The sequence below is a fragment of the Bacillus vallismortis genome (assembly GCF_004116955.1).
GTDB lineage: Bacteria > Bacillota > Bacilli > Bacillales > Bacillaceae > Bacillus > Bacillus vallismortis.
Window position 1 is genome coordinate 388,079 of record NZ_CP026362.1, and the last position, 21,922, is coordinate 410,000.

The window sequence follows — 21,922 nt, forward strand, 5'->3', positions numbered from 1 at the left end:
TGTATGAAATTGTTAAAGAATTCGATTTGTTTGCTCGTCTTAACTCTATTGATTGCTACTATTGGATTTTCACCACAAACGAAAGCATCAGAAGATAACTCATTTGGGTTAGCAAAACCAGTAACCATTGAAGAAAAAGAAACTTTAACAGTAGATAAGAATGGAGTGGCTAAGAGCACAAATGATGACCAGGCTTCTGTCATTAAGAAAGCACGACAACTTGCTAACCAGAGTGATCACAATGAAATAACCTATAAAAATCCTGTAGCCAAAGAAGAAAACAACATTGTTAATGTGCCAGTCGTTGAGAAAAAAGATGAGAAAGCACATCCCAAAGCAGCCAGCTTAGTTTCGATGTCCTACACAACAATATATGACCCCAACAAAAAATCCATCACAACTACAATTAAAATAGCAAGCATAGTCGGCGAAAAGCCGATAGTTATTGAAGCTAGAAACGATTTATATGATAGCAACACTTATAGCGGAAAATACGGAAGGGTTTTTGTCCATAGCAGAGAATTCTTAGGGAAGGATATTAAAGTAGGTAAATCATATTCAAAGTCCTATTATCCTAAAAAGACAAAGTTTTATATGTCCCAACATACTACGGTAGCCGGTTGGAAAGGAACAGTACCTGATACTTCCACCGGAACGTTGGCTCCTGTTCTTGCCAATAAAATAGGATGGCTGTATCCAGAAATAAGAAATAACCACAGCAAAAAGACAATGCCAATACCAGCTAAAGCGAATTTCCCAGTTGTACCTGCAGATAAAAGAGAAGAATGGAATAGAAAGGAAAGAGGCAACTATATAAAGAAGTACATCGACAAATACGGTGATCCAAAGTGGAATTGGTCAGCATTAGATGTTCACCATGTACTTCCGTTAAAGTATGGGGGAAAGAATAACTTTGATAATTTGTTCCCTCTTCCTCGTGATATACACCAAAACGTATTAAATCGTTGGTGGGATAAATATTAGTAAGTAAGAGGTGGCTCAATGACAGTTTTTGTTGAAAAAACGATCCAAGGTCTAAAAGAATTAATTGATGAAAAAGGACGTTTGAAAATTTTAGGGGATGAAGGAGCTCTTTTAGAAACAGAATGTAGTTTCTCTAAAGGTGCAACAGATCTAGAAATTGAGAGTTTTGAGAAGAAAATAAAAGTGTCACTTCCTGAAGATTATAAAACCTTTTTAAAACTGCATAACGGGGCCAGAATATTTGATTTGTTGATTTACGGCGAGAATGTAGGTGGGGGGTTGCATATTCTTAATTTAGAAGAGATTGAAAAGTATATGCAAAATGGTTTTTTAAAGCCTCAGTTTATTCCCGTCGCACATCTGTTAGACGGATGTTATTTGTTAATTGACAAAACTAGAATTTCCACAGATCCAAACTATTTATGGTTCCTCAGGTTTGTAGATTATGAACCAATGCAACTTAATTTTGAGATATTCTTAGATCGGTATATTTTATCTCAGGGATCGAATTTTTGGGATTGGGGAATCTATACTGCTGAGAATTATTACAGAACTCACCGTGCTGAGGACTAACCCTTCCTTCAGTCAATAGCAGTCTATTAAGATAGAGAGAGCAGGTGAAATACTTGCTCTTTTTTTACTAAACCTATTGACTATCGTAAATAGATATTATATAATTAAGGTATAGAAAGGAGGTGCTAAAGTGGACGAGGTGAGAAACTGGATTCTTGCTATCGCTGGTATCGTGACCATCATAAAACACATCTACGATATATGGCAGAAGGAAAGCGAAAAGCATAGCAAGAAAAAGAAAAAGCGCTCCCGCCGGGTAAGCAAGAAGCGCTGATACTAGTGAGACAAGGGGAGAAATCCCCTTGCTCATACCATTATATCACGTCCACGATAGTATGAAAAAATATTTTAAGCAGTACAGCACAGCAGATTTCGCCGTTTTGCTCATATTGGTTGCCGGGATCGTTGCAATTGATCTGACCGATGAGGGTATGTCTGGAAAGATTGCGCATACTGTATTGATGATAGCCGTTGTTATTACCTTGTTAAAAGGATTCATTATGATGTGGAGAGAAAGCCGACATGAAAGAAAGCGAAAAAATTAAGTTTATCCAGGAAGAAGTTTTGACTGCAGCGGAAGCGGGGGATCTGCTTGGAATCACTCGGCAGCGTTTAAGTACCCTTGTGACTTCCGGAAAGCTCAAACCGGTTAAAAAGGTTGGGACAGTCGCATTGTTTTTGCTTGGACATGTACAAGCCCTTAAAAAAGAATTAGAAGCCGGCCGGAAGAAGTACCGGCCGTATGATGAATGAAGCCCTTTCTCAAGATGAGGAGGGTTTTTTATTCGTCATATGTTTGCCACCTAAATAAAATAACTTATAACTTAAAATCATCCATCTATATATAGATGAAAAGTCTATTTTTGATCAATTTGTCTACATATTGTGTTTTATCTCGTTTTTATAAGCTGGATTTTATCCGAAAAACACTATATATAGTATATTGATGAAATATAAATCAAAATATAGTATTTTATAATATATTTTTAAAAAATGCAACCAAAAACATTGTTTAATTTCCAAATTTAATCTAAAATGAACCTATCAATAGTATTGATACTACTGATAGTAACAATAGTATCAATACTAAAGGTCGTCATTTTATGAATATTATCCTTGGAGTTGAATACCATGGAGTTAGAAAATCTTTTGGTGTATTTTTTAAAAAACACAAACCATAGCTTGGGTCGGACTGTTTTAATGAAATACGTTTATCTTTTTGAATATTATTATACTCAAATGTTTGGGGAGCAATATACAAACTTGGCTTTTGAACGTTACAAGTTTGGTCCTAATCAATCATCAGTTGTAGATGCAACTTATGCATTAGAGGCAGAGGGTATTATCAATATTCATGCGTATGAAAATTATTATGGCAACACATCCTATGATCACTACATTAACGATGATTGTGAAAACATGGCTAACTATTCGTTAGATGAAAAAGAAGAGATGGTTGCAAGTTTTATCGTTGATTTATTAGGGAAAGAAAACTATAGGGGAGTGTTGGATATAGCTTATTCTACGCCTCCTATGAAGGAAATCATTGAGGAAGAAAAACTCAATGACTGTCAGTTTCATGGAAGGGTGATTGACATGAGTAAATCAAAACCCATCTTTAAAGCAAGCCGACAATCAAGACTCGAAGCACGTAAAAGATTGGAAGCAAAACAGGGCAATCGGGGCTCGGACCAAGATTATTACTCCAATATCTTAGATCAATATTCACGATTTGAAGATACAAGAAGGAGGGCTAATGGTGCCGAGTCATAAGTATCAAAGTAGAGAACAACTACGAGATAACCGACAATTTGATTTTGGATCGGTTTGGAAAATTGATGACAGAGATGTATCAATTCCACAAACTGATAAAATCCCAAATAGCCGTTTTGTTCACCAAGAGAGGTGGGTGGTAGTTATCTCTAACAACAATGAAAACTACCATCCACTTTGTCCGATTGTTACGGTTGCGCCCTTATCCCATCGAACTGATTTAAAGCGTTTATTTGATTTGGAATTATTAAGTAGTAAAGATAACGTAAAAGTTGATTGTTTGCTACAACTTAAATTAAGTCAACCGATATTGAAAGTTGATCTTTTTGATTATCAAGGTGATATTTCGGATGACGCAAAAGAAGAGTTACAGATACTTATAGAAGATTTTTATGGACTTACATATGAAGAAGAAGCATAAACAGCTAATCTAATAGATTAGCTGTTTATTTTTAAAGTCATATTAGATCTTCTTAAATAATTCTACAGATGTAATCACTTCAAATTTAATAAACCACGTATCCCCTTTTAAATCCTTCACGTGCAGCCTCTGTTTAACTTCATCTATGTAATGAACATGTCCTGTAACTTCTTCAATAAATCCGTCTCTGTACATACCGATGACCAGAACCGAGTTGAATTCCATCGCTTCGCAAATAGTGCGTGCTATATCTTCCAGCTGGTATTCATCGAGAATGGGTTTTTCAATCTTTTGGACTTCTTTCTTCCTATTCAACAGTGCAGCCCTTTGCTCAGGTAATATGAATTTTTGTTCCCATCTCTTGTCGTAAATTCCTTGACTCATTCTGATCATCTCCTTGACTAAATTATATGCGAACGAATGTTCTTTTATCAATGGAGAAATTATTGGAAGGAATTAAGCAACATAGGGACGTAAACGAAGTATGTTATAATACCTTTTGGGGACAAATGGGGACGATTTGGGGACCAACTTCCTCATTTTTAATCAAAAAAGAATATTTTTAATCAGAAACTTATGTAAGAAAACCTTATAAAATAGGGTTTGGGAATAAAACGTCTGTTCGTATCAGAAACCCATCTCCACACTGGCAGCGTAGAGGTCAGGGGTTCGAGCCCCCTTGGCTCCATACCTTTACACCCTTATTCTATAAGGGGTTTTTTTGTTTGCCAGGAAAAGGTTCGTTCGCTGAACTTTTGTAGAACATGTCAAGAAAGTATTTTCTGAGCAGCTTGTAAAGTGGTGTTTAATTCGCTTGAGAAAGCAAGCGGATACTCATAAGTGAAAGTCAAGCTCTCTTGACTATAAATCATGATATCAGTCAAAAGCTGTTCAGTCTTTTGTTTTATACTAAAATTGCGCCATTGACAAAACATAGTTGTTTTGGAATAATGTTTGATTATATGCTCATTTATTCACATAAGAACGGAATATTTATTTCCTCTGATAGGAAGCTAATGGCCTTGAACATCTATTAGCTTCTTTTGTTTTTAAAACAAAATGTTACATATGGATTGATAGGAAGGAATGACAACATGAAGACAAAACGATATTGGGTGATTTCTTTGCTCGCTGTTTTAGCGGTCGGCCCGGGTTTAATGTCTAACACGGCATTGTCGTCAGTTCAAGGCCTTGTTCAGAAGACGGTCGGGACAAGTGGTTTCACAGCGGTGAATCTAATATTGATCGGCAATATGGCCTTTGCATTATTTGTGCCGGCGGGTCCGCTGCTGAGGAAAAAATTCGGCGCCCGTCCGATCTATCTCGCTTCATTACCCGTTTTTATACTTGGCTCTTTGCTCTTCGCGCTTTCCAGCGATATTGCATGGATGGCGGCAGGGCGCTTTTTACAAGGAGCGGCTACAGGTGTCATGCTGATGATCATGATTCCAATGCTTGTTCTGTCATTTCCGATCGACCGCAGAAACTATGCACTGCTGGTTTTGATCGGGGGATTTTATGGCTCTGTTATTACCGGTACGATCCTGGGAACGATTGCAACAAGTTTCGAACACTGGAGATGGCTGTTTTACATCTTTGGCGCGCTGTCACTGATCGGTGTCGCGGTGAGCTATTTCTTTCTTCACGATGAACATCATGGATCGGCAGAACAAGAACAGCCGGTCGATGGTGCAGGGATCATTTTATCTGTGGGTCTTGCCGCTGCCTCAGCGATTACATTTATATTTCTGCAAAAATGGGGGCTTTCATCAGGTTATGTGTGGATTGGTTTTGGAGTTGCGCTATGCTTGCTCCTTGTTCTATTGATTGTGGAATATAAAGTGAAAAACCCCTTCATTTCTATTAAACTGATGCTGCTGCCAAAACCGGTGCTCGGCTTATTGATCATAGCTGCGGGGACGATAACGGTAGCTGTCAGCCTTTCTGCTTTTCAAGGCTTGCTCCGTCAAATGTATGATATTTCTCAGGGGCAACTCATTCTTTTAAACTTGACTCTTTTAATCGGAGTGGCGATCGCCGCCATTTTAAGCACTCTGTTTTATGATAAAGTCGGACCTGGGATGCTCGGTATTATAGGCGCTCTCCTTCTCGTGTTGGTGAATTTTCAATGGCTGCATATGCAAGGTCAATCGTCTCTCTACATGTATGCCGTTCTGTTTATCATGCTTGCCGCCGGAACGGGGCTGACGGTCGCTGCAGGGCTGATGGGAGCTGCGATGGGCGGTCCGCTGCCTGATTTGGTCAAGAGAATGACAGCTGTTCAGTTTTTAAGATTGTTTGTTTATATGGGAGTTCCAATCCTCATCGGCTCTTTTACGAAAAAAGATGCTGCCAGACAAAGCGGTTCAATACAGGATTCTATGATGACTGCTTATCATGATCTCTTTTTCATTTCTTTTGTCCTGAGCGTGCTGCTCGTTTGCCTGTCATTCTGTATGAACGCCACAGGTATGGGCCACAAGCTGGCTCATAAACCGCATGATAACGCGAAGACGGCTCCGGAAAAACCGGCCGTTTCAGATCATCGAGTGTCAAATGTTGCTGCTAAATCACATAAAGTGATACATGATACAGAATATCGAGCTATACTTAAAAATTTACAAAAATAGAACCTTTTCTAGTGAAAAGGTTTTTTGTTTGCATTCTTTTCCCAACTTTCTCCCTAAAGAATTGAAAAATATTAGAAGTCAAAGTAAAATTCTAAAAGGTAGATTCTTTTACATTCGTAATCTTTTAACTCGAAGGAAGGTATTCATGGCCCGTAAAAAACTGAAAAAACGCAGACTCTTGATTACACTATTTTTCATTGTATCGATTCCGTTAGCCTTTTTTGTTTTAGCCACAACTTTATCAAAGCCGATTGAAACAGCCAAAGAACCCGAAGAGATTGATGAACAGCAAGTATTTATTGACAGCCTGTCCGGGCATGCACAAATTCTGTATGAGAAATATCATGTTCTCCCCAGCATCACGATCGCTCAGGCCATTCTCGAATCTGACTGGGGGAACAGCGAGCTTGCTGCTCAGGCCAACAACCTTTTTGGCGTAAAAGGAAATTATAAAGGCCATCACGTCACGATGGAAACGGATGAATTTGAAAAAGGGGAAAGGAAAACCATTCGCGCAAAATTTCGCAAATACAGCACGTTTTTTGAATCTATGGATGACCATGCCCAATTGTTTGTCCGCGGCACATCATGGAATAAAAAGAAATATAAACCGGTGCTTGATGCTGGGGATTATAAGGAAGCGGCAACCGCCTTGCAAACAGCAGGATATGCGACAGATCCTGATTACGCTGACAAACTCAGCACTATTGTGGAAAAATATGATTTAGATGCCTACGATGAGGTCAATCCATCCTTGAAATCTGTGGATTTAATCGGCTCCATAAAAGACAGCGCCGTTCAAGACGTATGGTCCAAGCCTTCTACTGATGAGCGGTCCATAAGACTTACCTCTGCCCAATCTTACATCGGAAAGGACATAAAGGTTGTATCTAAAAAGCAGAAAGGCCAGTCCGTATGGTACCAATTTCAAATCGATGATAAACTCATCGGCTGGATTGACGATTCAGCTGTTGAAATAAAGGAAGCAACCTAAGCTGTTTATACTGGTATTTTTATTTCTATGTTCCATTCAGGGGAATTTGAGGTATAATATTCCACGGAAGTTATCACTTATTGACTATGTTTTCAGGAGGGAACAAAGATGCAGAAATATAGACGGAGAAACACGGTTGCTTTTACAGTATTAGCTTATTTCACTTTTTTTGCGGGAGTATTTTTGTTTAGTGTCGGGCTCTATAATGCTGATAATCTGGAACTCAATGAAAAAGGCTATTATATTGCCGTTATGATACTTGTAGCGGTCGGTGCGATTCTTACACAAAAAGTGACCCGTGATAACGCAGAAGATAATGAAATCATCGCGGAGCAGGAAAAAAGACAAACTCAATCTCATATCGAATCATAAAAAATCCGGCGCCTGAACGCCGGATTTTTTACTATCACCCTGTAAACACCTCGCCGTCAGGGTAACGAATATTTGATTTCTCTGTTTTCGCGAATGAAAATACGAACGTCAGAGGGCCAATTCTTCCGATAAACATGATGAGAATCATGATACATTTTCCCGCTTCTGTAAGTTCGGGAGTCAATCCCATTGATAGACCGACAGTTCCGAAAGCAGAAAAGGTTTCAAACACAATTTGGATAAATGGTGCTTGCTCTGTGATCGTCAGGGCGAAAATCCCTAAAAACACAATGAACAAGCTGGTGACACTCACAGCTAGAGCTTTAATGATAATCGGGTATTTAATGGAGCGGCGGAAAATAACCGTTTCTTTTTTTCCTCGCAAATAAGCGATCACAGACATCAAAATCACGATGAACGTAGTCAGCTTAATGCCGCTCGCCGTTGAAGCGCTGCCTGCTCCGATAAACATCAATAATAACGTAAATACAATCGTTCCTTCTCTCATGCTTCCGATATCAAGAGAATTGAAGCCGGCGGTTCTCGGCGTCACAGCTTGAAAATAGGAAGCCCACAATTTATCTCCTATATGCAGGTGACCGAGCGTGCCGGGGTTGCTATACTCCAAAATAAAGATCACAAACATAGCAGCTGCATTCAGAATCAAGGTGCCTGTAAGCATGATTTTCGTATGAAGAGAAAAGGCTTTAAATCGCCGATTCTTCATGATATCAAACAGAACTGTAAATCCGATCCCTCCTGTGATAAATAAAAACGTAATCACGAGATTAATTGTAGGATCACCAACGAAGCTCATCAAATTATCCGGCCATAATGAAAACCCGGCATTGTTAAAAGCCGAAATTGCGTGAAACAGGCTGGCAAACAAGCCGGATGCCCAGCCGTACTGGGGCACAAGCCGAATGGATAAGATGAGTGCCGCTATTAACTCAATACTGATGGAAAACAGAAACAGGACTTTGACGAGACCTACGACGCCGCCGATTGTCGGCTGGTTCAAGGCTTCACGAACAAGCATTCGTTCTTTTAATCCGATTTTCTTCCCTAATATCATGACAATCAAAACAGCAAAAGTCATAAATCCAAGCCCGCCGATCTGAATCAGGGCCATGATGACAGTTTGCCCGAAAACCGTAAATTCTGTACCGGTATCGACAACTGCAAGCCCTGTTACAGTGGTAGCGGAAGCTGCGGTAAAAAGGGCATCTATGCATGACAATGGCTTCACTGCAGAAATCGGAAGCATTAACAGTCCAGCCCCGATGATAATGGTCAGAAGAAACCCAATTGCAAGCACTTGAGGCGGTGTAAAACGAACCCATTTGATCACTTTATCCTTTTGAAGTGTCACCTATGTCTACATCCCTTCGTTTTCAAAACGTCTAATATCTTTTTTGTGCCCCATGATCACCAGGCAATCCTGTTCGTGAATGATATCTTCAGATGCGGGAGATAGACGGATATCTCCATGATGTTTTATGGCCAGAATGGTACAGCCGTACTTCGCTCTTACATTCAGATCGAAAATTGATTTTGAGTCAAGCTTGTTTGTTGCCTGGAGCTCGACAATACTGTACTCATCAGATAAATCAAGGTAATTCAATACATTCTCATCAGAAAGGCTTTGTGCGATCTTGACGCCCATGTCCTTTTCAGGGTGAATAATACGGTCAGCGCCGATTTTTTCAAGCACCTTATGGTGATAATGGTTTTGAGCCTTTACCCAAATATTCGGGATGTCAAATTCCTTTAATAATAAAGTCGTCAGGGTACTTGCTTGAATATTCGCTCCGATCGCTACAATCACATATTCAAAATTGCGTATTCCTAATGATAGCAATTCGTTTTCTTCGGTAGCGTTGGCAATCACCGCATGAGTTGCGTAAGAAGCGTAAGCATTTACCTTTTCTTCGCTGATATCAATTGCAAGGACCTCATGCCCCATTCTGTGCAGCTCTTTGCAAATGCTTCCGCCAAATCGGCCGAGCCCGATCACGGCAAATTGCTTATTTTTTATTTTTCCCAATGTTCATAACTCCCTTAGTAAAAGTAACGTTTTTGAAGCAAAAAAGACCATCTCGAAGAATGGCCGTTAATAGACCTCCTCTCTGGATACGCCTACGAGGTTAGCTGTCGGATTAGGGATTCAGAGTACCCCCTCTTACTAAGTAAGATTCACCCCTAGGCTGTGAATAAAACAGCCAATCGTTGGTTCCCCCGTTCGTGTTTGATTAAGCGGTAAAAGAGACTAATATGAAATTGAACACTCAAGAATTTACTCCTGTTTCTAGAGTTTGTCAATTTAAATTTTTATCAAGAAAAAAGATAATTGGAAATAGAGGGGAAAGGGGAGGGCAAAACGCAAAAAAAGACCGGCGTTAACCGGTCTTCCAGCATGTCGACAAACCCTCGCATTCGTTGTCAGTCCTGCGCGTTGGTGCTCACGTGAAAAAAGATCAGCGGCTAAAAGCTAGAGCGTCCTGCTCAACCGCCCCTGTCACCGCATCCTGCGGAAGTCTGTTCCAATGCTCGTCCTTCCTAGACTTCAAGGGTTTTCAATCACGCTGAAAAGATGACAAAGTCATAAAACGAAAACCGTTTTATGACTTTGTCAACAATCTGAAAGACCGGCGTTAACCGGTCTTCAATGTTTAGTTGCAGCCGCATGGCTGAGTTGGAGGAGTGCTGCGTTTAGCAACGTCAATGCTGGCTTCTGCATAAAATTTATTTCCGATGCTCAATGATTTATTCTCCGCACGGAAAGTATATGTACCAGCGGCAGGAAGAGTTTTGTTATTCAGTTTTAATTTGAATTCGCCAGCTCCTAACAAATCAAGCGCCAGAGGGATTCTTACTGTTTTTCCGTTATTAAGGATCTGTGTTTCACGCAACGCACGCCCGTTCATTGTGTCTTTTGTATTTGCAGTAAAACCGCTTGGCAAAGTAAATTCCATAACGCCAAGGCTGAGAAGCGTATTTGGACGGTACGTCAATTCAATATCTGAGAAAGACCATTCCGTTTTGCTGGTTCCTGTGATTGTTGCAAACAATGAAGCTGTTGACTGTGTTTTCATAGTAGACTCAGTATGAGCGGAAGTTGATTTAGATTCAGCCGCGAAAGAAGCTGTAGGTGCAGAAACGAGTAAACCGAGACTTAATGCGCTAATGGCCAAAGAAGATAATAATTTGCGTTTCATAATAAAATTCCCCCTAAAAAGTTATGAAATATACAGGCCTGCTCGCTGTTCACCTCCTCTGAACGGCCAAATACAAATTTTACCTACATAAAATTACCATCAAACTTTTTGGAAGTAAATGGGGTGTTTTTCCCGTATTTTTCAAATTTGTAGTAATTACATGTAAATGAACAGAAAAACGCCCGAGCAACCGGGCGTTTTCTTCTTTACTTTTTTTCGATTGGTATAAACTTAAAAATTTCTCCGCTCTGCACCGATTCAGCAAGCCGTTTCAGCCAATCATAGTAGGCTCTGGAGCTTTCCAGCTGCTCGTGTAACTGCAGGGCTTCATTTTTGATGTCCTCATTGAGGCCTTCCTTGTTTAAAACCTCTTGTAAATCAGCCTGAGCTTCTTCAATTGCCGCTACATTTACCTCAACTTCCCGTTCCCATTTAGGCGGGAAGAAATTTGTAAAAAACTTGAAGAAATCTTTTTCAGCCACAAATGTATGCTTGCGGATGCCCCGGTGGAATGTTTTTTTCACCACATTTAAATCCTGAAGCTTTTTGACACCTGTGCTCATGCTTGGTTTGCTCATTTGCAACTCTTCACGCATTTCGTCAAGCGTCATCTCATCACGCATATACATCGTCCCATATAAAATGCCGACACTGCGGGTAATTCCGTAAAGATCCATCGTTTCAGCAATGGAGTCGATAACAAGATCCCGAGCCTGTTCTATAGCTGCAAATTCTGGATTTTCATCCATACTGACCCTCTTTTCCTTTAGAAAGTTAAATTCGTTAAGTTACTTCTTTATGATCTTTATCTTAACGAAACATAAAGAAAAGTCAAAAAGAAAAATCAAAATGAGGCTTTGACAGTTTAAAAACCATATGTTAGATTAATGTTGTTAAAAACGTTAAATTTTTATTTAACAAACTTTATTTTCGTCAAGGAGGCTTATATGAGTCAAACATTATACATTGACGGTGAATGGATCAGTGCTGAAAAAGAGCAGATCCGCAACATTATCAATCCATTTAATCAAGAAGAAATTGCAACCGTAAGCGAGGGAGAGCGAGAGGACGCCATCAAGGCAATCGCAGCCGCGCGAAGAGCTTTTGACAAAGGAGAATGGTCATCTCTATCCGGGCTTGAACGCGGAAAGATTGTTCTGAAAATTGCGGAATTAATCAGGCGTGACCTTGATGAGCTGGCTGAGCTTGAATCCCTTGATACGGGAAAAACACTCGAAGAAAGTAAGGCTGATATGGACGATATCGCCAATGTTTTTCAATATTATGCCGGATTGGCAGACAAAGATGGCGGAGAGATCATTTCATCTCCGATCCCTGATTCAGAAAGCAAAATCATTAGAGAGCCAATCGGGGTTTGCGGCCAGATTACGCCCTGGAATTATCCGCTTCTGCAAGCGAGCTGGAAAATCGCGCCTGCACTGGCTGCGGGCAATACGATCGTCATGAAGCCGAGTGAGATCACGCCGCTAACAACAATCCAAGTGTTCAAGCTAATGGAAGAAGCGGGCGTTCCAAAAGGTGTCGCAAATCTTGTCCTTGGACCTGGAGCCACAGTGGGTGACGAGCTCGCAGCAAATAAAGACGTCGATTTGGTTTCATTTACAGGGGGAATCGAAACAGGCAAAAAAATCATGCGGGCAGCCAGCGGTAACGTCAAAAAAATCGCACTTGAACTGGGTGGGAAAAATCCCAATATCGTTTTCAAAGACGCAGATTTAGAAGTTGCTGTCGATCAGGCATTAAACGCTGTATTTTTCCATGCCGGCCAAGTATGCTCCGCCGGTTCCCGGTTGCTTGTTGAAGATGCCATTCACGATCAATTTTTAGCAGAGCTCGTCAAACGGACAAAACGCATAAAACTCGGAAATGGTTTTGACGCAGACACAGAAAGCGGTCCGCTTATTTCGGCAGAGCATAGGGCGAAGGTAGAAAAATATGTAGAGGTTGGAATAAAAGAAGGCGCGAAGCTCGAGACAGGAGGCAAACGGCCGGAAGACCCTGAGCTTCAAAACGGCTTTTTCTATGAGCCTACTATTTTCTCAAACTGTAAATCTGATATGAGAATTGTTCAGGAAGAGGTTTTCGGTCCTGTATTGACAGTCGAAACCTTCAGCTCGGAAGAAGAGGTCATTGCGCTTGCGAATGATACGATCTATGGCTTGGCCGGAGCGGTATGGTCAAAAGATATTGAAAAGTGCGAACGCGTTGCAGCCCGCTTGAGAATGGGAACCGTTTGGATTAACGATTTCCATCCATACTTTGCGCAGGCGCCATGGGGCGGCTATAAGCAGTCCGGATTCGGACGCGAGCTTGGAAAAATAGGCCTCGAAGAATACACAGAAGTCAAACATGTATATCGCAATACAAAACCGGCAGCGGTTAATTGGTTCAATTCATAAGAGGGAGAGATGAATAATGACATTAAATATGAAAGTAGAAAGCATGCACAAATTCCACACATTTGAAATTCCGACTGTGATTAAGCACGGGATCGGAGCCGTCAAGCAAACGGGTGAAGAAATAGCTGCGCTGGGCGTTTCGAAAGCACTCCTTGTCACAGACCCTGGGATTTATAAAGCCGGCGTCGTTGATCCTGTTATCGAATCACTTAAAGAAGCGGGCATTGAAGTGGTGCTCTTTCATAAAGTAGAGCCAAATCCGCCTGTCCGTCTGGTGAATGAAGGATCTGAGCTTTACAAAAAAGAGAACTGTAATGGATTGGTGGCAGTCGGAGGCGGAAGCTCCATGGATACTGCAAAAGCAATCGGAGTAGAAGCTACTCACGAAGGAAGCGTGCTTGATTATGAAGCGGCAGATGGAAAAAAACCGCTGGAAAACCGTATTCCTCCGCTGACGACAATTCCGACAACAGCTGGCACAGGATCAGAAGTAACCCAATGGGCGGTTATCACAGATGAAGAAAGAGAATTCAAATTTAATACAGGCGGTCCGCTGATCGCAGCGCACCTGACCATCATTGATCCTGAGCTCCATGTTTCAATGCCTCCGCATGTAACAGCCATGACAGGAATTGATGCGCTTGCACATGCCATTGAGTGCTATACAATGAGATTTGCACAGCCAATCACGGATGCAGTTGCTTTAATGGCAATTGAATATGCCGCTCATTACATTAAAAGAGCATTTGCTGACGGAGAGGATTTGGAAGCAAGATACGGAATGGCGCAGGCTGCGATGCTAGCGGGACTTTCTTACGGCAGTGAATCAGCGGGAGCGGCTCATGCGATGAGCCAGACGCTTGGCGGTATTATCCCGGTCGCTCACGGTCAATGTGTCGCCGCGATGATGGGACCTGTCATGGAATACAACTGGAAGGGCTACCCTGAGAAATTTGCACGTATTGCGAAAGCGTTCGGTATTGACACTAGCAATATGACAACAGAAGAAGCAGCGAGAGCATCTGTCAACTGGATGTATGATCTGGTCGAAGATTTAGAAGTGCCGACTTTAGAAGAGCAGGGAGTATCACCTGATATGATCGAACGCTTGTCTAAAGAAGCGATGAAAGATCCGCAAACCTTTGGAAACCCTAGAGACTTAAATGAAAAAGCATACAATTGGATCTACAAGCGCTGCTTTAACCTTACGCCTAAAACGGTATAACACGATGTCCCGCTCCTTTACAGAGCGGGATTTTTTTGGATAATGAAAAATAAATGGAAATGCTAAGGAAGAAGGTAGGTGCCGAATGATGTGGAAGCGTATGGCTGCAAAAACAGAAGGCTTGTATATTGCAGATACAGAAAGCTTCGTAACCAAGCGGAAGGACAAGTTCGATATTGATTATGGCGGCATCCCCGGTGACTTGCATTTTGGACTGACCAAAAAAGCGGGAGCCAGAGAACCAATGTTTTCAAGGGGAACTGAAATTTTCAATCGCAGACAAGTTTCAATTTTTCGATAGAGGAATGTGACGAGCTGGCTTTAAAAATGGAAGTTCCGAGTATTTTGCCGGAATGGCTCGGAGCGAATATCGCAGTCAGCGTAATCCACGATTTTACCTCATTAAAAGAAGGGAGCCGCCTCATTTTTCCGAGCGGTGCCGCTTTGCTGTGTGAGGGAGAAAATGATCCGTGTATCCAGCCGGGAGAAGTCATTCAGTCTTATTATCCGGACAAGCCGAAGCTGGCGTCTGCTTTCGTCCGCCACGCACTGGGCATAAGAGGGATTGTCTGTATTGTTGAGAGGCCAGGCGCTGTTTATGCTGGAGATGAAATAGAGGTCCATTCCTATCATAGGAAAGCCAAACGAAAAGCAGAAAGGGTCTGAATAATCAGGCCCTTTCCACCTTTTCTTTAATTTCTTTAATCTGGCTGAGATGCCGCTTTTCATGGTGGCCGATAAAATCGATCCACTGGCGGATAGTCAACTCTTGAAACACAGGATGCGGAAGCACTCTCTCAAAATCTTCTTCTTTTAGAGAGGCAATTGCCGCCGTCAGCTGTTCTCTCACCACATCAAGCTCGCGTTTCATTTGGCTGCCTGACTTAAATCCATGCTCAGGCTCAAGGTGACTCGGGGCTTTTCGCTTATTGTTTCTGTCTTGTGCAGCTTCAAGCGGTTTCGCTTCAACTTTTTTAACAGGAGCTTCCTTTACACGCTCCTTCAGCATGATTTGTGCGGCCATATCGATTTTTTTCAAATGATCAAGAACTTCCCGTATACTCCATTCTTCAGCAGAAGGCTTTTGATTCAGCTTTTCGTCAGAAAGCCCTTTGACTTCGTTCCACGTTTCTAATCTGGCTTCATTAAAGATACTCATCATATCTCCTCCTAAAGTGACATTACCATATATATAAGCAATTATCATTTATAAAGCACTTCAAAATGGCACACTTTATCTAAAAATTTCGAAACCTTTTTCGTTATGTCTCGTATAAATGGTAACGGCAGCCGTTCATCAATGCATTGATGCAGAAAGGATGAGGAATTTGGAGTTGTTTGGCGTCCCTATACAAACGATTTATCTTTATACGCTTATGATTGCGGGCAGTCTTACGCTATTATTTCTATTTTTCGGAGATGTGTTTGCAGGGCTGTCAGAAGGCATTCCCTTTCTTAATCCGACTTTGGCGCTCGCATTTTTTACATGTTTTTCAGCAGGCGGATATATAGGCGAACTCATATTGCCCCTATCCCACCTGTTGATCGCGCTTTTCTCTTGCATCCTTTCGATTATCCTTGTGATATTGCTTCACTTTTTTGTTCTGGTCCCATTATCATCCGCAGAAGAATCACTGGTTTATAAAGAAGATGATCTAAGAGGAAGGGTCGGCAAAGTGATTACCGCTGTTCCTATAGACGGGTTTGGTGAAGTGGTCATTGAAGGAATAGGCGGCACCATCTCGAAATCAGCGGTCAGCTTTGAGAATCAGCAGATCAGTTACGGGACAACGGTTTTGGTCGTAGATATCAACAACGGAGTTCTTTTGGTTACTCCGCATGAACCTATTTAAAACAAGGAGGAATGTAAAATGACAATGCCGATTATAATTGTCATCGGAGTTGTATTCTTTTTATTCATTGCACTGGTAGCCGTTTTTATCACAAAGTATCGTACGGCAGGACCAGATGAAGCGTTAATCGTAACGGGGAGCTATCTAGGAAATAAAAATGTTCATGTCGATGAAGGCGGCAACCGTCTTAAAATCGTCCGCGGCGGAGGAACCTTTGTCCTTCCCGTCTTCCAGCAGGCAGAGCCGCTAAGCCTATTATCAAGCAAACTTGATGTTTCGACACCTGAAGTCTATACCGAACAAGGAGTTCCAGTAATGGCTGATGGAACTGCGATTATTAAAATCGGCGGTTCTATAGGAGAAATCGCTACAGCGGCTGAACAATTTTTAGGAAAATCAAAAGATGACCGTGAGCAGGAAGCGCGTGAGGTTTTAGAAGGCCATCTTCGTTCCATTCTCGGCTCGATGACGGTTGAAGAAATCTATAAAAACAGAGAAAAATTTTCTCAAGAGGTGCAGCGTGTGGCCTCACAGGATCTCGCAAAAATGGGGCTTGTGATTGTTTCCTTTACCATTAAGGATGTACGTGATAAAAACGGTTATCTTGAATCATTAGGGAAACCGAGAATCGCTCAAGTAAAACGCGATGCTGATATCGCAACAGCAGAGGCTGATAAAGAAACCCGGATTAAGCGGGCAGAAGCCGATAAAGATGCAAAAAAATCAGAACTTGAACGGGCGACGGAAATCGCTGAAGCTGAAAAAACCAATCAGCTCAAAATAGCCGAATACCGCAGAGAACAAGATACGGCAAAAGCGAATGCCGACCAGGCATATGATTTAGAGACTGCCAGAGCGCGCCAGCAAGTCACCGAACAGGAAATGCAGGTTAAAATTATTGAACGCCAAAAACAAATAGAACTAGAAGAAAAAGAAATTCTTCGCCGGGAGCGCCAATACGACTCAGAGGTAAAGAAAAAAGCCGATGCAGACCGTTATTCAGTCGAGCAGTCCGCCGCAGCTGAGAAAGCCAAACAGCTCGCGGAAGCTGATGCCAAGAAGTACAGTATAGAAGCAATGGCGAAGGCAGAGGCCGAGAAAGTCAGAATTGACGGACTTGCAAAAGCAGAAGCTGAAAAAGCGAAAGGGGAAACAGAAGCTGAGGTTATCCGTCTAAAAGGTTTGGCGGAAGCGGAAGCAAAAGAGAAAATCGCCGCTGCTTTTGAACAGTACGGACAGGCTGCGATTTTCGATATGATCGTAAAAATGCTTCCGGAATACGCAAAACAAGTGGCATCACCTCTTTCAAATATTGATAAAATCACTGTTGTTGATACAGGGGGAAGCAGTGATTCAAGCGGCGCCAACAAAGTAACCAGCTATGCGACAAACTTAATGTCAAGCCTTCAAGAAAGCTTAAAAGCCTCATCGGGAATTGATGTAAAAGAAATGATTGAGAACTTTTCAGGAAAAGGAAACGTAAAACAAAGCCTTCACGAATTAACAAATGAAATAAAAGAAGCAAACGGGTCCAAACAAGAGAAGAATGACTAATGAAAGGATAGAACCAAATGGCAACTGTGAGAGAGGCAAAGTTAGAGGATATAATAGACATTGCAAAAGTGCATGTCGACAGCTGGAGAACAACATATCGCGGCATCATCCCGGCTGACTACTTAAATGGCCTGGACTACAAGGAATTTGAAGACAAATGGAAAAGCCGCTCGTTAAAGGGTGTATTTGTCGCTCAAGATGAAAAAGATTCAATATTCGGCTTTGCTTCATTTGGCCCTATTCGGTCTGAACAAGAAGGCTATGACAGCGAGCTATACGCGATTTACCTTTTAGAGGAGCATCAGCGGCAAGGTGCAGGCAGAGCGCTCTTAGCAAAAGGAGCAGAGTTTTTGCTTCATCATGGCTTTTCAAACATGTTTGTTTGGGTAATTGAGCAAAACCCCTCGATTTCATTTTATCAAGCCTATTCTCCTGAAAGAAAAGCGGAGGACAGCTTTGAAATTGCAGGAGAAAGGCTGAAAGAAATAGGGTTTGGCTGGCCGGATCTTTCTGCTTTGAAAACATCTCTTAACAGATAACAAAAAAACAACCCCCAGCGGATTGCGCTGGGGGTTGTCACGTTAGGCTTTGTCTATTTTAAGCAAACGCGGTGCTGTCATAAATAATAAACAAAGGACAATTGCACAGATGATGAATGAAGGAACCATATAAGTAGCATTATAAGTTAATGAATAAATCCATACCGGCGTTCCCTTTGGAGCATAGCTGCCGAAAAACACAGCTCCTGAAATGACGTGTGCCGCATAACGCAGGAAACTGCCGATAAAAACTGCGCTGACCACTGAAACAATCAGTTTCCCTTTATTTTTTGCTGCCGTTGCTTTGCGGACAGTATAAGCGAAATAGCCGCTTATCCCAATTGCTGTGAATGCGATCATATAATCCAGAAATAGCTGTACAGGATGCTGTGCGAATAAGTTTCCGATTGCTATTTGAACTAGTCCTGTCAGCAGGCCGGTAGTAAGGCCTGCTTTTACACCCCACCGAAACGAAATCAAAAAGATCGGAATCATCATGATGGAGACCGAGCCTCCTTGAGGCATTCGGAGAAACATTCCTGAGACGATGTCTAAAATAACAGCAGCCGCAGTCATAATTGCAATTTCAATAAGGCGAACCAGTTGCTTAGATTGATTCATAAAAATCCCCTTCCATTGATAGACAATCCAAAAGGACAACAAAAAAGCAGCACGCGGAAGGATGAGAAAAGTTCCACGCACTGCTTTACAATCTGCAATTCATTTGACTTTGCCACATCCCTACGCCAGCGTTAACTAACAGGTTCAAAGGGTCAGAACGTAACCGCTCACTCTCAGCTTTAATGCTCCCCTTGTGGTTATCAATATTTAATTCGTTTCTACTATACTAAAAAGAGAAAAAAACAACAAGGTCACACTATTGAATGTATATGTTCTTTTAACATAGTTATATGCTAAAGACATGAAGGGACGATATGCCGAGGATTATAGTTTATTTATTTTATAGATTTTTTTAGAAAAACTATTGCAATAAATAAATGCAGATGTTATATTATTAAACGTCGCTGATGCACAGCGGACAAAACAAGAAGCTTCAAAACAATTTGAAAAAAGTTGTTGACGAAATGGAAGCGAAATGTTATATTAGTAAAGCTGCTTCATTAAGAGGCAACGAAATGATCTTTGAAAACTAAACAAGACAAAACGTACCTGTTAATTCATTTTTATAAATCGCACAGCGATGTGCGTAGTCAGGGGCCTGCGCGATGCAGGTCATGCAGATGTTGTCACAGGATGTGACGAACTTAATCTGCGCTCCATTACTTTATGGAGAGTTTGATCCTGGCTCAGGACGAACGCTGGCGGCGTGCCTAATACATGCAAGTCGAGCGGACAGATGGGAGCTTGCTCCCTGATGTTAGCGGCGGACGGGTGAGTAACACGTGGGTAACCTGCCTGTAAGACTGGGATAACTCCGGGAAACCGGGGCTAATACCGGATGCTTGTTTGAACCGCATGGTTCAAACATAAAAGGTGGCTTCGGCTACCACTTACAGATGGACCCGCGGCGCATTAGCTAGTTGGTGAGGTAATGGCTCACCAAGGCAACGATGCGTAGCCGACCTGAGAGGGTGATCGGCCACACTGGGACTGAGACACGGCCCAGACTCCTACGGGAGGCAGCAGTAGGGAATCTTCCGCAATGGACGAAAGTCTGACGGAGCAACGCCGCGTGAGTGATGAAGGTTTTCGGATCGTAAAGCTCTGTTGTTAGGGAAGAACAAGTGCCGTTCAAATAGGGCGGCACCTTGACGGTACCTAACCAGAAAGCCACGGCTAACTACGTGCCAGCAGCCGCGGTAATACGTAGGTGGCAAGCGTTGTCCGGAATTATTGGGCGTAAAGGGCTCGCAGGCGGCTTCTTAAGTCTGATGTGAAAGCCCCCGGCTCAACCGGGGAGGGTCATTGGAAACTGGGGAACTTGAGTGCAGAAGAGGAGAGTGGAATTCCACGTGTAGCGGTGAAATGCGTAGAGATGTGGAGGAACACCAGTGGCGAAGGCGACTCTCTGGTCTGTAACTGACGCTGAGGAGCGAAAGCGTGGGGAGCGAACAGGATTAGATACCCTGGTAGTCCACGCCGTAAACGATGAGTGCTAAGTGTTAGGGGGTTTCCGCCCCTTAGTGCTGCAGCTAACGCACTAAGCACTCCGCCTGGGGAGTACGGTCGCAAGACTGAAACTCAAAGGAATTGACGGGGGCCCGCACAAGCGGTGGAGCATGTGGTTTAATTCGAAGCAACGCGAAGAACCTTACCAGGTCTTGACATCCTCTGACAATCCTAGAGATAGGACATCCCCTTCGGGGGCAGAGTGACAGGTGGTGCATGGTTGTCGTCAGCTCGTGTCGTGAGATGTTGGGTTAAGTCCCGCAACGAGCGCAACCCTTGATCTTAGTTGCCAGCATTCAGTTGGGCACTCTAAGGTGACTGCCGGTGACAAACCGGAGGAAGGTGGGGATGACGTCAAATCATCATGCCCCTTATGACCTGGGCTACACACGTGCTACAATGGACAGAACAAAGGGCAGCGAAATCGCGAGGTTAAGCCAATCCCACAAATCTGTTCTCAGTTCGGATCGCAGTCTGCAACTCGACTGCGTGAAGCTGGAATCGCTAGTAATCGCGGATCAGCATGCCGCGGTGAATACGTTCCCGGGCCTTGTACACACCGCCCGTCACACCACGAGAGTTTGTAACACCCGAAGTCGGTGAGGTAACCTTTTAGGAGCCAGCCGCCGAAGGTGGGACAGATGATTGGGGTGAAGTCGTAACAAGGTAGCCGTATCGGAAGGTGCGGCTGGATCACCTCCTTTCTAAGGATATATTACGGAATATAAGACCTTGGGTCTTATAAACAGAACGTTCCCTGTCTTGTTTAGTTTTGAAGGATCATTCCTTCGAAACGTGTTCTTTGAAAACTAGATAACAGTAGACATCACATTCAATTAGTAAGACAAGATATCACATAGTGATTCTTTTTAACGGTTAAGTTAGAAAGGGCGCACGGTGGATGCCTTGGCACTAGGAGCCGATGAAGGACGGGACGAACACCGATATGCTTCGGGGAGCTGTAAGCAAGCTTTGATCCGGAGATTTCCGAATGGGGAAACCCACCACTCGTAATGGAGTGGTATCCATATCTGAATTCATAGGATATGAGAAGGCAGACCCGGGGAACTGAAACATCTAAGTACCCGGAGGAAGAGAAAGCAAATGCGATTCCCTGAGTAGCGGCGAGCGAAACGGGATTAGCCCAAACCAAGAGGCTTGCCTCTTGGGGTTGTAGGACACTCTGTACGGAGTTACAAAGGAACGAGGTAGATGAAGAGGTCTGGAAAGGCCCGC

General features: G+C 42.6%; 22 protein-coding genes, 2 rRNA genes, 1 pseudogene and 2 riboswitches (1 of these 27 only partly in view). Of the genes and pseudogenes, 18 read left to right on the forward strand and 7 right to left on the reverse strand.

Features of this window, described 5'->3' with window-relative positions:
• Window positions 1-3 precede the first annotated feature (3 nt).
• The 7 genes from BV11031_RS22850 (at window position 4) to BV11031_RS02135 (ending at window position 3,751) form a co-directional block, all read left to right on the forward strand.
• Window positions 4-984, forward strand: coding sequence for an HNH endonuclease signature motif containing protein (locus tag BV11031_RS22850; RefSeq protein ID WP_010329786.1), 981 nt, complete (start codon window positions 4-6; stop codon window positions 982-984).
• Between the two features lie 18 nt (window positions 985-1,002).
• Window positions 1,003-1,557 carry an SMI1/KNR4 family protein gene (locus BV11031_RS02115; protein WP_010329785.1) on the forward strand — a complete coding sequence of 185 codons (555 nt, stop codon included), beginning with the start codon at window positions 1,003-1,005 and terminating at the stop codon, window positions 1,555-1,557.
• 130 nt (window positions 1,558-1,687) lie between these two features.
• Window positions 1,688-1,831, forward strand: coding sequence for a hypothetical protein (locus BV11031_RS22600; RefSeq protein WP_010329784.1), 144 nt, complete (start codon window positions 1,688-1,690; stop codon window positions 1,829-1,831).
• 28 nt (window positions 1,832-1,859) lie between these two features.
• Window positions 1,860-2,102 carry a hypothetical protein gene (locus BV11031_RS02120; protein WP_010329783.1) on the forward strand — a complete coding sequence of 81 codons (243 nt, stop codon included), beginning with the start codon at window positions 1,860-1,862 and terminating at the stop codon, window positions 2,100-2,102.
• Window positions 2,080-2,310: a MerR family transcriptional regulator gene (locus BV11031_RS02125; RefSeq protein WP_010329782.1), complete on the forward strand. Its 231-nt coding sequence runs from the start codon at window positions 2,080-2,082 to the stop codon at window positions 2,308-2,310. The genes BV11031_RS02120 and BV11031_RS02125 overlap by 23 nt, the downstream gene beginning before the upstream one ends.
• A gap of 378 nt (window positions 2,311-2,688) precedes the next feature.
• The gene (locus BV11031_RS02130) at window positions 2,689-3,330 is read left to right on the forward strand and encodes a type II toxin-antitoxin system antitoxin SocA domain-containing protein (RefSeq protein WP_010329781.1); all 642 of its coding nucleotides are present in this window, start codon (window positions 2,689-2,691) and stop codon (window positions 3,328-3,330) included.
• The gene (locus BV11031_RS02135; RefSeq protein ID WP_010329780.1) at window positions 3,314-3,751 is read left to right on the forward strand and encodes a type II toxin-antitoxin system PemK/MazF family toxin; all 438 of its coding nucleotides are present in this window, start codon (window positions 3,314-3,316) and stop codon (window positions 3,749-3,751) included. Before BV11031_RS02130 ends, BV11031_RS02135 begins: the two co-directional genes overlap by 17 nt.
• Window positions 3,752-3,793: 42 nt before the next feature.
• Here the strand turns inward: BV11031_RS02135 and BV11031_RS02140 are convergent, their stop codons facing one another.
• The gene (locus tag BV11031_RS02140; protein ID WP_010329779.1) at window positions 3,794-4,135 is read right to left on the reverse strand and encodes a YolD-like family protein; all 342 of its coding nucleotides are present in this window, start codon (window positions 4,133-4,135) and stop codon (window positions 3,794-3,796) included.
• Window positions 4,136-4,845: 710 nt separating this feature from the next.
• Between BV11031_RS02140 and BV11031_RS02145 the strand changes: the two genes are divergently transcribed.
• The 3 genes from BV11031_RS02145 to BV11031_RS02155 all read left to right on the forward strand — a co-directional run bounded on the left by BV11031_RS02145 (window position 4,846) and on the right by BV11031_RS02155 (window position 7,747).
• A complete protein-coding gene (locus BV11031_RS02145) occupies window positions 4,846-6,381 on the forward strand; it encodes an MFS transporter (protein ID WP_010329778.1) in 1,536 nt (511 codons plus the stop codon).
• A gap of 145 nt (window positions 6,382-6,526) precedes the next feature.
• The gene (locus BV11031_RS02150) at window positions 6,527-7,375 is read left to right on the forward strand and encodes a glucosaminidase domain-containing protein (protein ID WP_010329777.1); all 849 of its coding nucleotides are present in this window, start codon (window positions 6,527-6,529) and stop codon (window positions 7,373-7,375) included.
• Window positions 7,376-7,483: 108 nt separating this feature from the next.
• On the forward strand, window positions 7,484-7,747 hold the full coding sequence (locus BV11031_RS02155) for a YiaA/YiaB family inner membrane protein (RefSeq protein ID WP_010329776.1): 264 nt from the start codon (window positions 7,484-7,486) through the stop codon (window positions 7,745-7,747).
• Between the two features lie 34 nt (window positions 7,748-7,781).
• Here the strand turns inward: BV11031_RS02155 and ktrB are convergent, their stop codons facing one another.
• The 4 genes from ktrB to cudC form a co-directional block, all read right to left on the reverse strand.
• Window positions 7,782-9,119: a Ktr system potassium transporter KtrB gene (gene ktrB / locus BV11031_RS02160; protein WP_010329775.1), complete on the reverse strand. Its 1,338-nt coding sequence runs from the start codon at window positions 9,117-9,119 to the stop codon at window positions 7,782-7,784.
• Between the two features lie 6 nt (window positions 9,120-9,125).
• Window positions 9,126-9,794, reverse strand: a complete 669-nt coding sequence (gene ktrA / locus BV11031_RS02165) for a potassium uptake protein KtrA (protein ID WP_010329774.1) — start codon at window positions 9,792-9,794, stop codon at window positions 9,126-9,128.
• Between the two features lie 73 nt (window positions 9,795-9,867).
• Window positions 9,868-10,016, reverse strand: a riboswitch (cyclic di-AMP (ydaO/yuaA leader).
• Between the two features lie 403 nt (window positions 10,017-10,419).
• On the reverse strand, window positions 10,420-10,965 hold the full coding sequence (gene bslA, locus BV11031_RS02175; RefSeq protein ID WP_010329773.1) for a biofilm surface layer hydrophobin BslA: 546 nt from the start codon (window positions 10,963-10,965) through the stop codon (window positions 10,420-10,422).
• A gap of 206 nt (window positions 10,966-11,171) precedes the next feature.
• Window positions 11,172-11,714: a transcriptional regulator GbsR gene (gene cudC / locus BV11031_RS02180; RefSeq protein WP_129550676.1), complete on the reverse strand. Its 543-nt coding sequence runs from the start codon at window positions 11,712-11,714 to the stop codon at window positions 11,172-11,174.
• 198 nt (window positions 11,715-11,912) lie between these two features.
• Between cudC and betB the strand changes: the two genes are divergently transcribed.
• The 3 genes and pseudogenes from betB to BV11031_RS02195 all read left to right on the forward strand — a co-directional run bounded on the left by betB (window position 11,913) and on the right by BV11031_RS02195 (window position 15,276).
• A complete protein-coding gene (gene betB, locus BV11031_RS02185; protein WP_010329771.1) occupies window positions 11,913-13,385 on the forward strand; it encodes a betaine-aldehyde dehydrogenase in 1,473 nt (490 codons plus the stop codon).
• Window positions 13,386-13,401: 16 nt separating this feature from the next.
• Entirely contained in the window at window positions 13,402-14,610 is a 1,209-nt protein-coding gene (gbsB, locus tag BV11031_RS02190) for a choline dehydrogenase (protein ID WP_010329770.1), read from the forward strand.
• Window positions 14,611-14,698: 88 nt separating this feature from the next.
• Window positions 14,699-15,276 (forward strand): annotated as a pseudogene (locus BV11031_RS02195) (MOSC domain-containing protein).
• Between the two features lie 4 nt (window positions 15,277-15,280).
• Here BV11031_RS02195 and BV11031_RS02200 read toward each other — a convergent pair.
• Entirely contained in the window at window positions 15,281-15,769 is a 489-nt protein-coding gene (locus BV11031_RS02200) for a DinB family protein (RefSeq protein WP_010329769.1), read from the reverse strand.
• Window positions 15,770-15,938: 169 nt separating this feature from the next.
• On the opposite strand from BV11031_RS02200, the gene BV11031_RS02205 reads away from it, so the two are divergent.
• From BV11031_RS02205 to BV11031_RS02215, 3 genes are read left to right on the forward strand one after another with little or no spacing between them, the layout of a single operon-like run.
• Complete coding sequence (locus tag BV11031_RS02205; RefSeq protein WP_026014495.1) at window positions 15,939-16,463, forward strand: NfeD family protein; 525 nt, start codon at window positions 15,939-15,941, stop codon at window positions 16,461-16,463.
• 18 nt (window positions 16,464-16,481) lie between these two features.
• Window positions 16,482-18,017, forward strand: a complete 1,536-nt coding sequence (floT, locus tag BV11031_RS02210; protein WP_010329767.1) for a flotillin lipid rafts scaffold protein FloT — start codon at window positions 16,482-16,484, stop codon at window positions 18,015-18,017.
• A 17-nt stretch (window positions 18,018-18,034) separates the two neighbouring features.
• On the forward strand, window positions 18,035-18,556 hold the full coding sequence (locus tag BV11031_RS02215; RefSeq protein WP_010329766.1) for a GNAT family N-acetyltransferase: 522 nt from the start codon (window positions 18,035-18,037) through the stop codon (window positions 18,554-18,556).
• Between the two features lie 42 nt (window positions 18,557-18,598).
• On the opposite strand, the gene thiT is transcribed toward BV11031_RS02215, so the two are convergent.
• Window positions 18,599-19,177: an energy-coupled thiamine transporter ThiT gene (thiT, locus tag BV11031_RS02220; protein WP_010329765.1), complete on the reverse strand. Its 579-nt coding sequence runs from the start codon at window positions 19,175-19,177 to the stop codon at window positions 18,599-18,601.
• Between the two features lie 100 nt (window positions 19,178-19,277).
• Window positions 19,278-19,379, reverse strand: a riboswitch (TPP riboswitch).
• 461 nt (window positions 19,380-19,840) lie between these two features.
• Here thiT and BV11031_RS02225 point away from each other — a divergent pair.
• Both BV11031_RS02225 and BV11031_RS02230 read left to right on the forward strand, forming a co-directional pair.
• Window positions 19,841-21,390, forward strand: a 16S ribosomal RNA gene (locus tag BV11031_RS02225).
• Between the two features lie 170 nt (window positions 21,391-21,560).
• A 23S ribosomal RNA gene (locus tag BV11031_RS02230) occupies window positions 21,561-21,922 on the forward strand (it continues 2,566 nt past the right edge of the window).
• The 16S and 23S rRNA genes sit together here, the layout of an rRNA operon.

What these genes read in the sequence shown, in the direction of transcription:
- BV11031_RS02115 (WP_010329785.1), top strand. Translation starts at nt 1,003, where the DNA reads ATGACAGTTTTTGTTGAAAAAACGATCCAAGGTCTAAAAGAATTAATT.
- BV11031_RS02215 (WP_010329766.1), top strand. Translation starts at nt 18,035, where the DNA reads ATGGCAACTGTGAGAGAGGCAAAGTTAGAGGATATAATAGACATTGCA.
- BV11031_RS02145 (WP_010329778.1), top strand. Translation starts at nt 4,846, where the DNA reads ATGAAGACAAAACGATATTGGGTGATTTCTTTGCTCGCTGTTTTAGCG.
- BV11031_RS02200 (WP_010329769.1), bottom strand. Translation starts at nt 15,769, where the DNA reads ATGAGTATCTTTAATGAAGCCAGATTAGAAACGTGGAACGAAGTCAAA.
- bslA (WP_010329773.1), bottom strand. Translation starts at nt 10,965, where the DNA reads ATGAAACGCAAATTATTATCTTCTTTGGCCATTAGCGCATTAAGTCTC.
- cudC (WP_129550676.1), bottom strand. Translation starts at nt 11,714, where the DNA reads ATGGATGAAAATCCAGAATTTGCAGCTATAGAACAGGCTCGGGATCTT.
- BV11031_RS02125 (WP_010329782.1), top strand. Translation starts at nt 2,080, where the DNA reads ATGAAAGAAAGCGAAAAAATTAAGTTTATCCAGGAAGAAGTTTTGACT.
- BV11031_RS02135 (WP_010329780.1), top strand. Translation starts at nt 3,314, where the DNA reads ATGGTGCCGAGTCATAAGTATCAAAGTAGAGAACAACTACGAGATAAC.
- floT (WP_010329767.1), top strand. Translation starts at nt 16,482, where the DNA reads ATGACAATGCCGATTATAATTGTCATCGGAGTTGTATTCTTTTTATTC.
- BV11031_RS02130 (WP_010329781.1), top strand. Translation starts at nt 2,689, where the DNA reads ATGGAGTTAGAAAATCTTTTGGTGTATTTTTTAAAAAACACAAACCAT.
- BV11031_RS02150 (WP_010329777.1), top strand. Translation starts at nt 6,527, where the DNA reads ATGGCCCGTAAAAAACTGAAAAAACGCAGACTCTTGATTACACTATTT.
- BV11031_RS02155 (WP_010329776.1), top strand. Translation starts at nt 7,484, where the DNA reads ATGCAGAAATATAGACGGAGAAACACGGTTGCTTTTACAGTATTAGCT.
- betB (WP_010329771.1), top strand. Translation starts at nt 11,913, where the DNA reads ATGAGTCAAACATTATACATTGACGGTGAATGGATCAGTGCTGAAAAA.
- thiT (WP_010329765.1), bottom strand. Translation starts at nt 19,177, where the DNA reads ATGAATCAATCTAAGCAACTGGTTCGCCTTATTGAAATTGCAATTATG.
- gbsB (WP_010329770.1), top strand. Translation starts at nt 13,402, where the DNA reads ATGACATTAAATATGAAAGTAGAAAGCATGCACAAATTCCACACATTT.
- BV11031_RS22850 (WP_010329786.1), top strand. Translation starts at nt 4, where the DNA reads ATGAAATTGTTAAAGAATTCGATTTGTTTGCTCGTCTTAACTCTATTG.
- BV11031_RS02140 (WP_010329779.1), bottom strand. Translation starts at nt 4,135, where the DNA reads ATGAGTCAAGGAATTTACGACAAGAGATGGGAACAAAAATTCATATTA.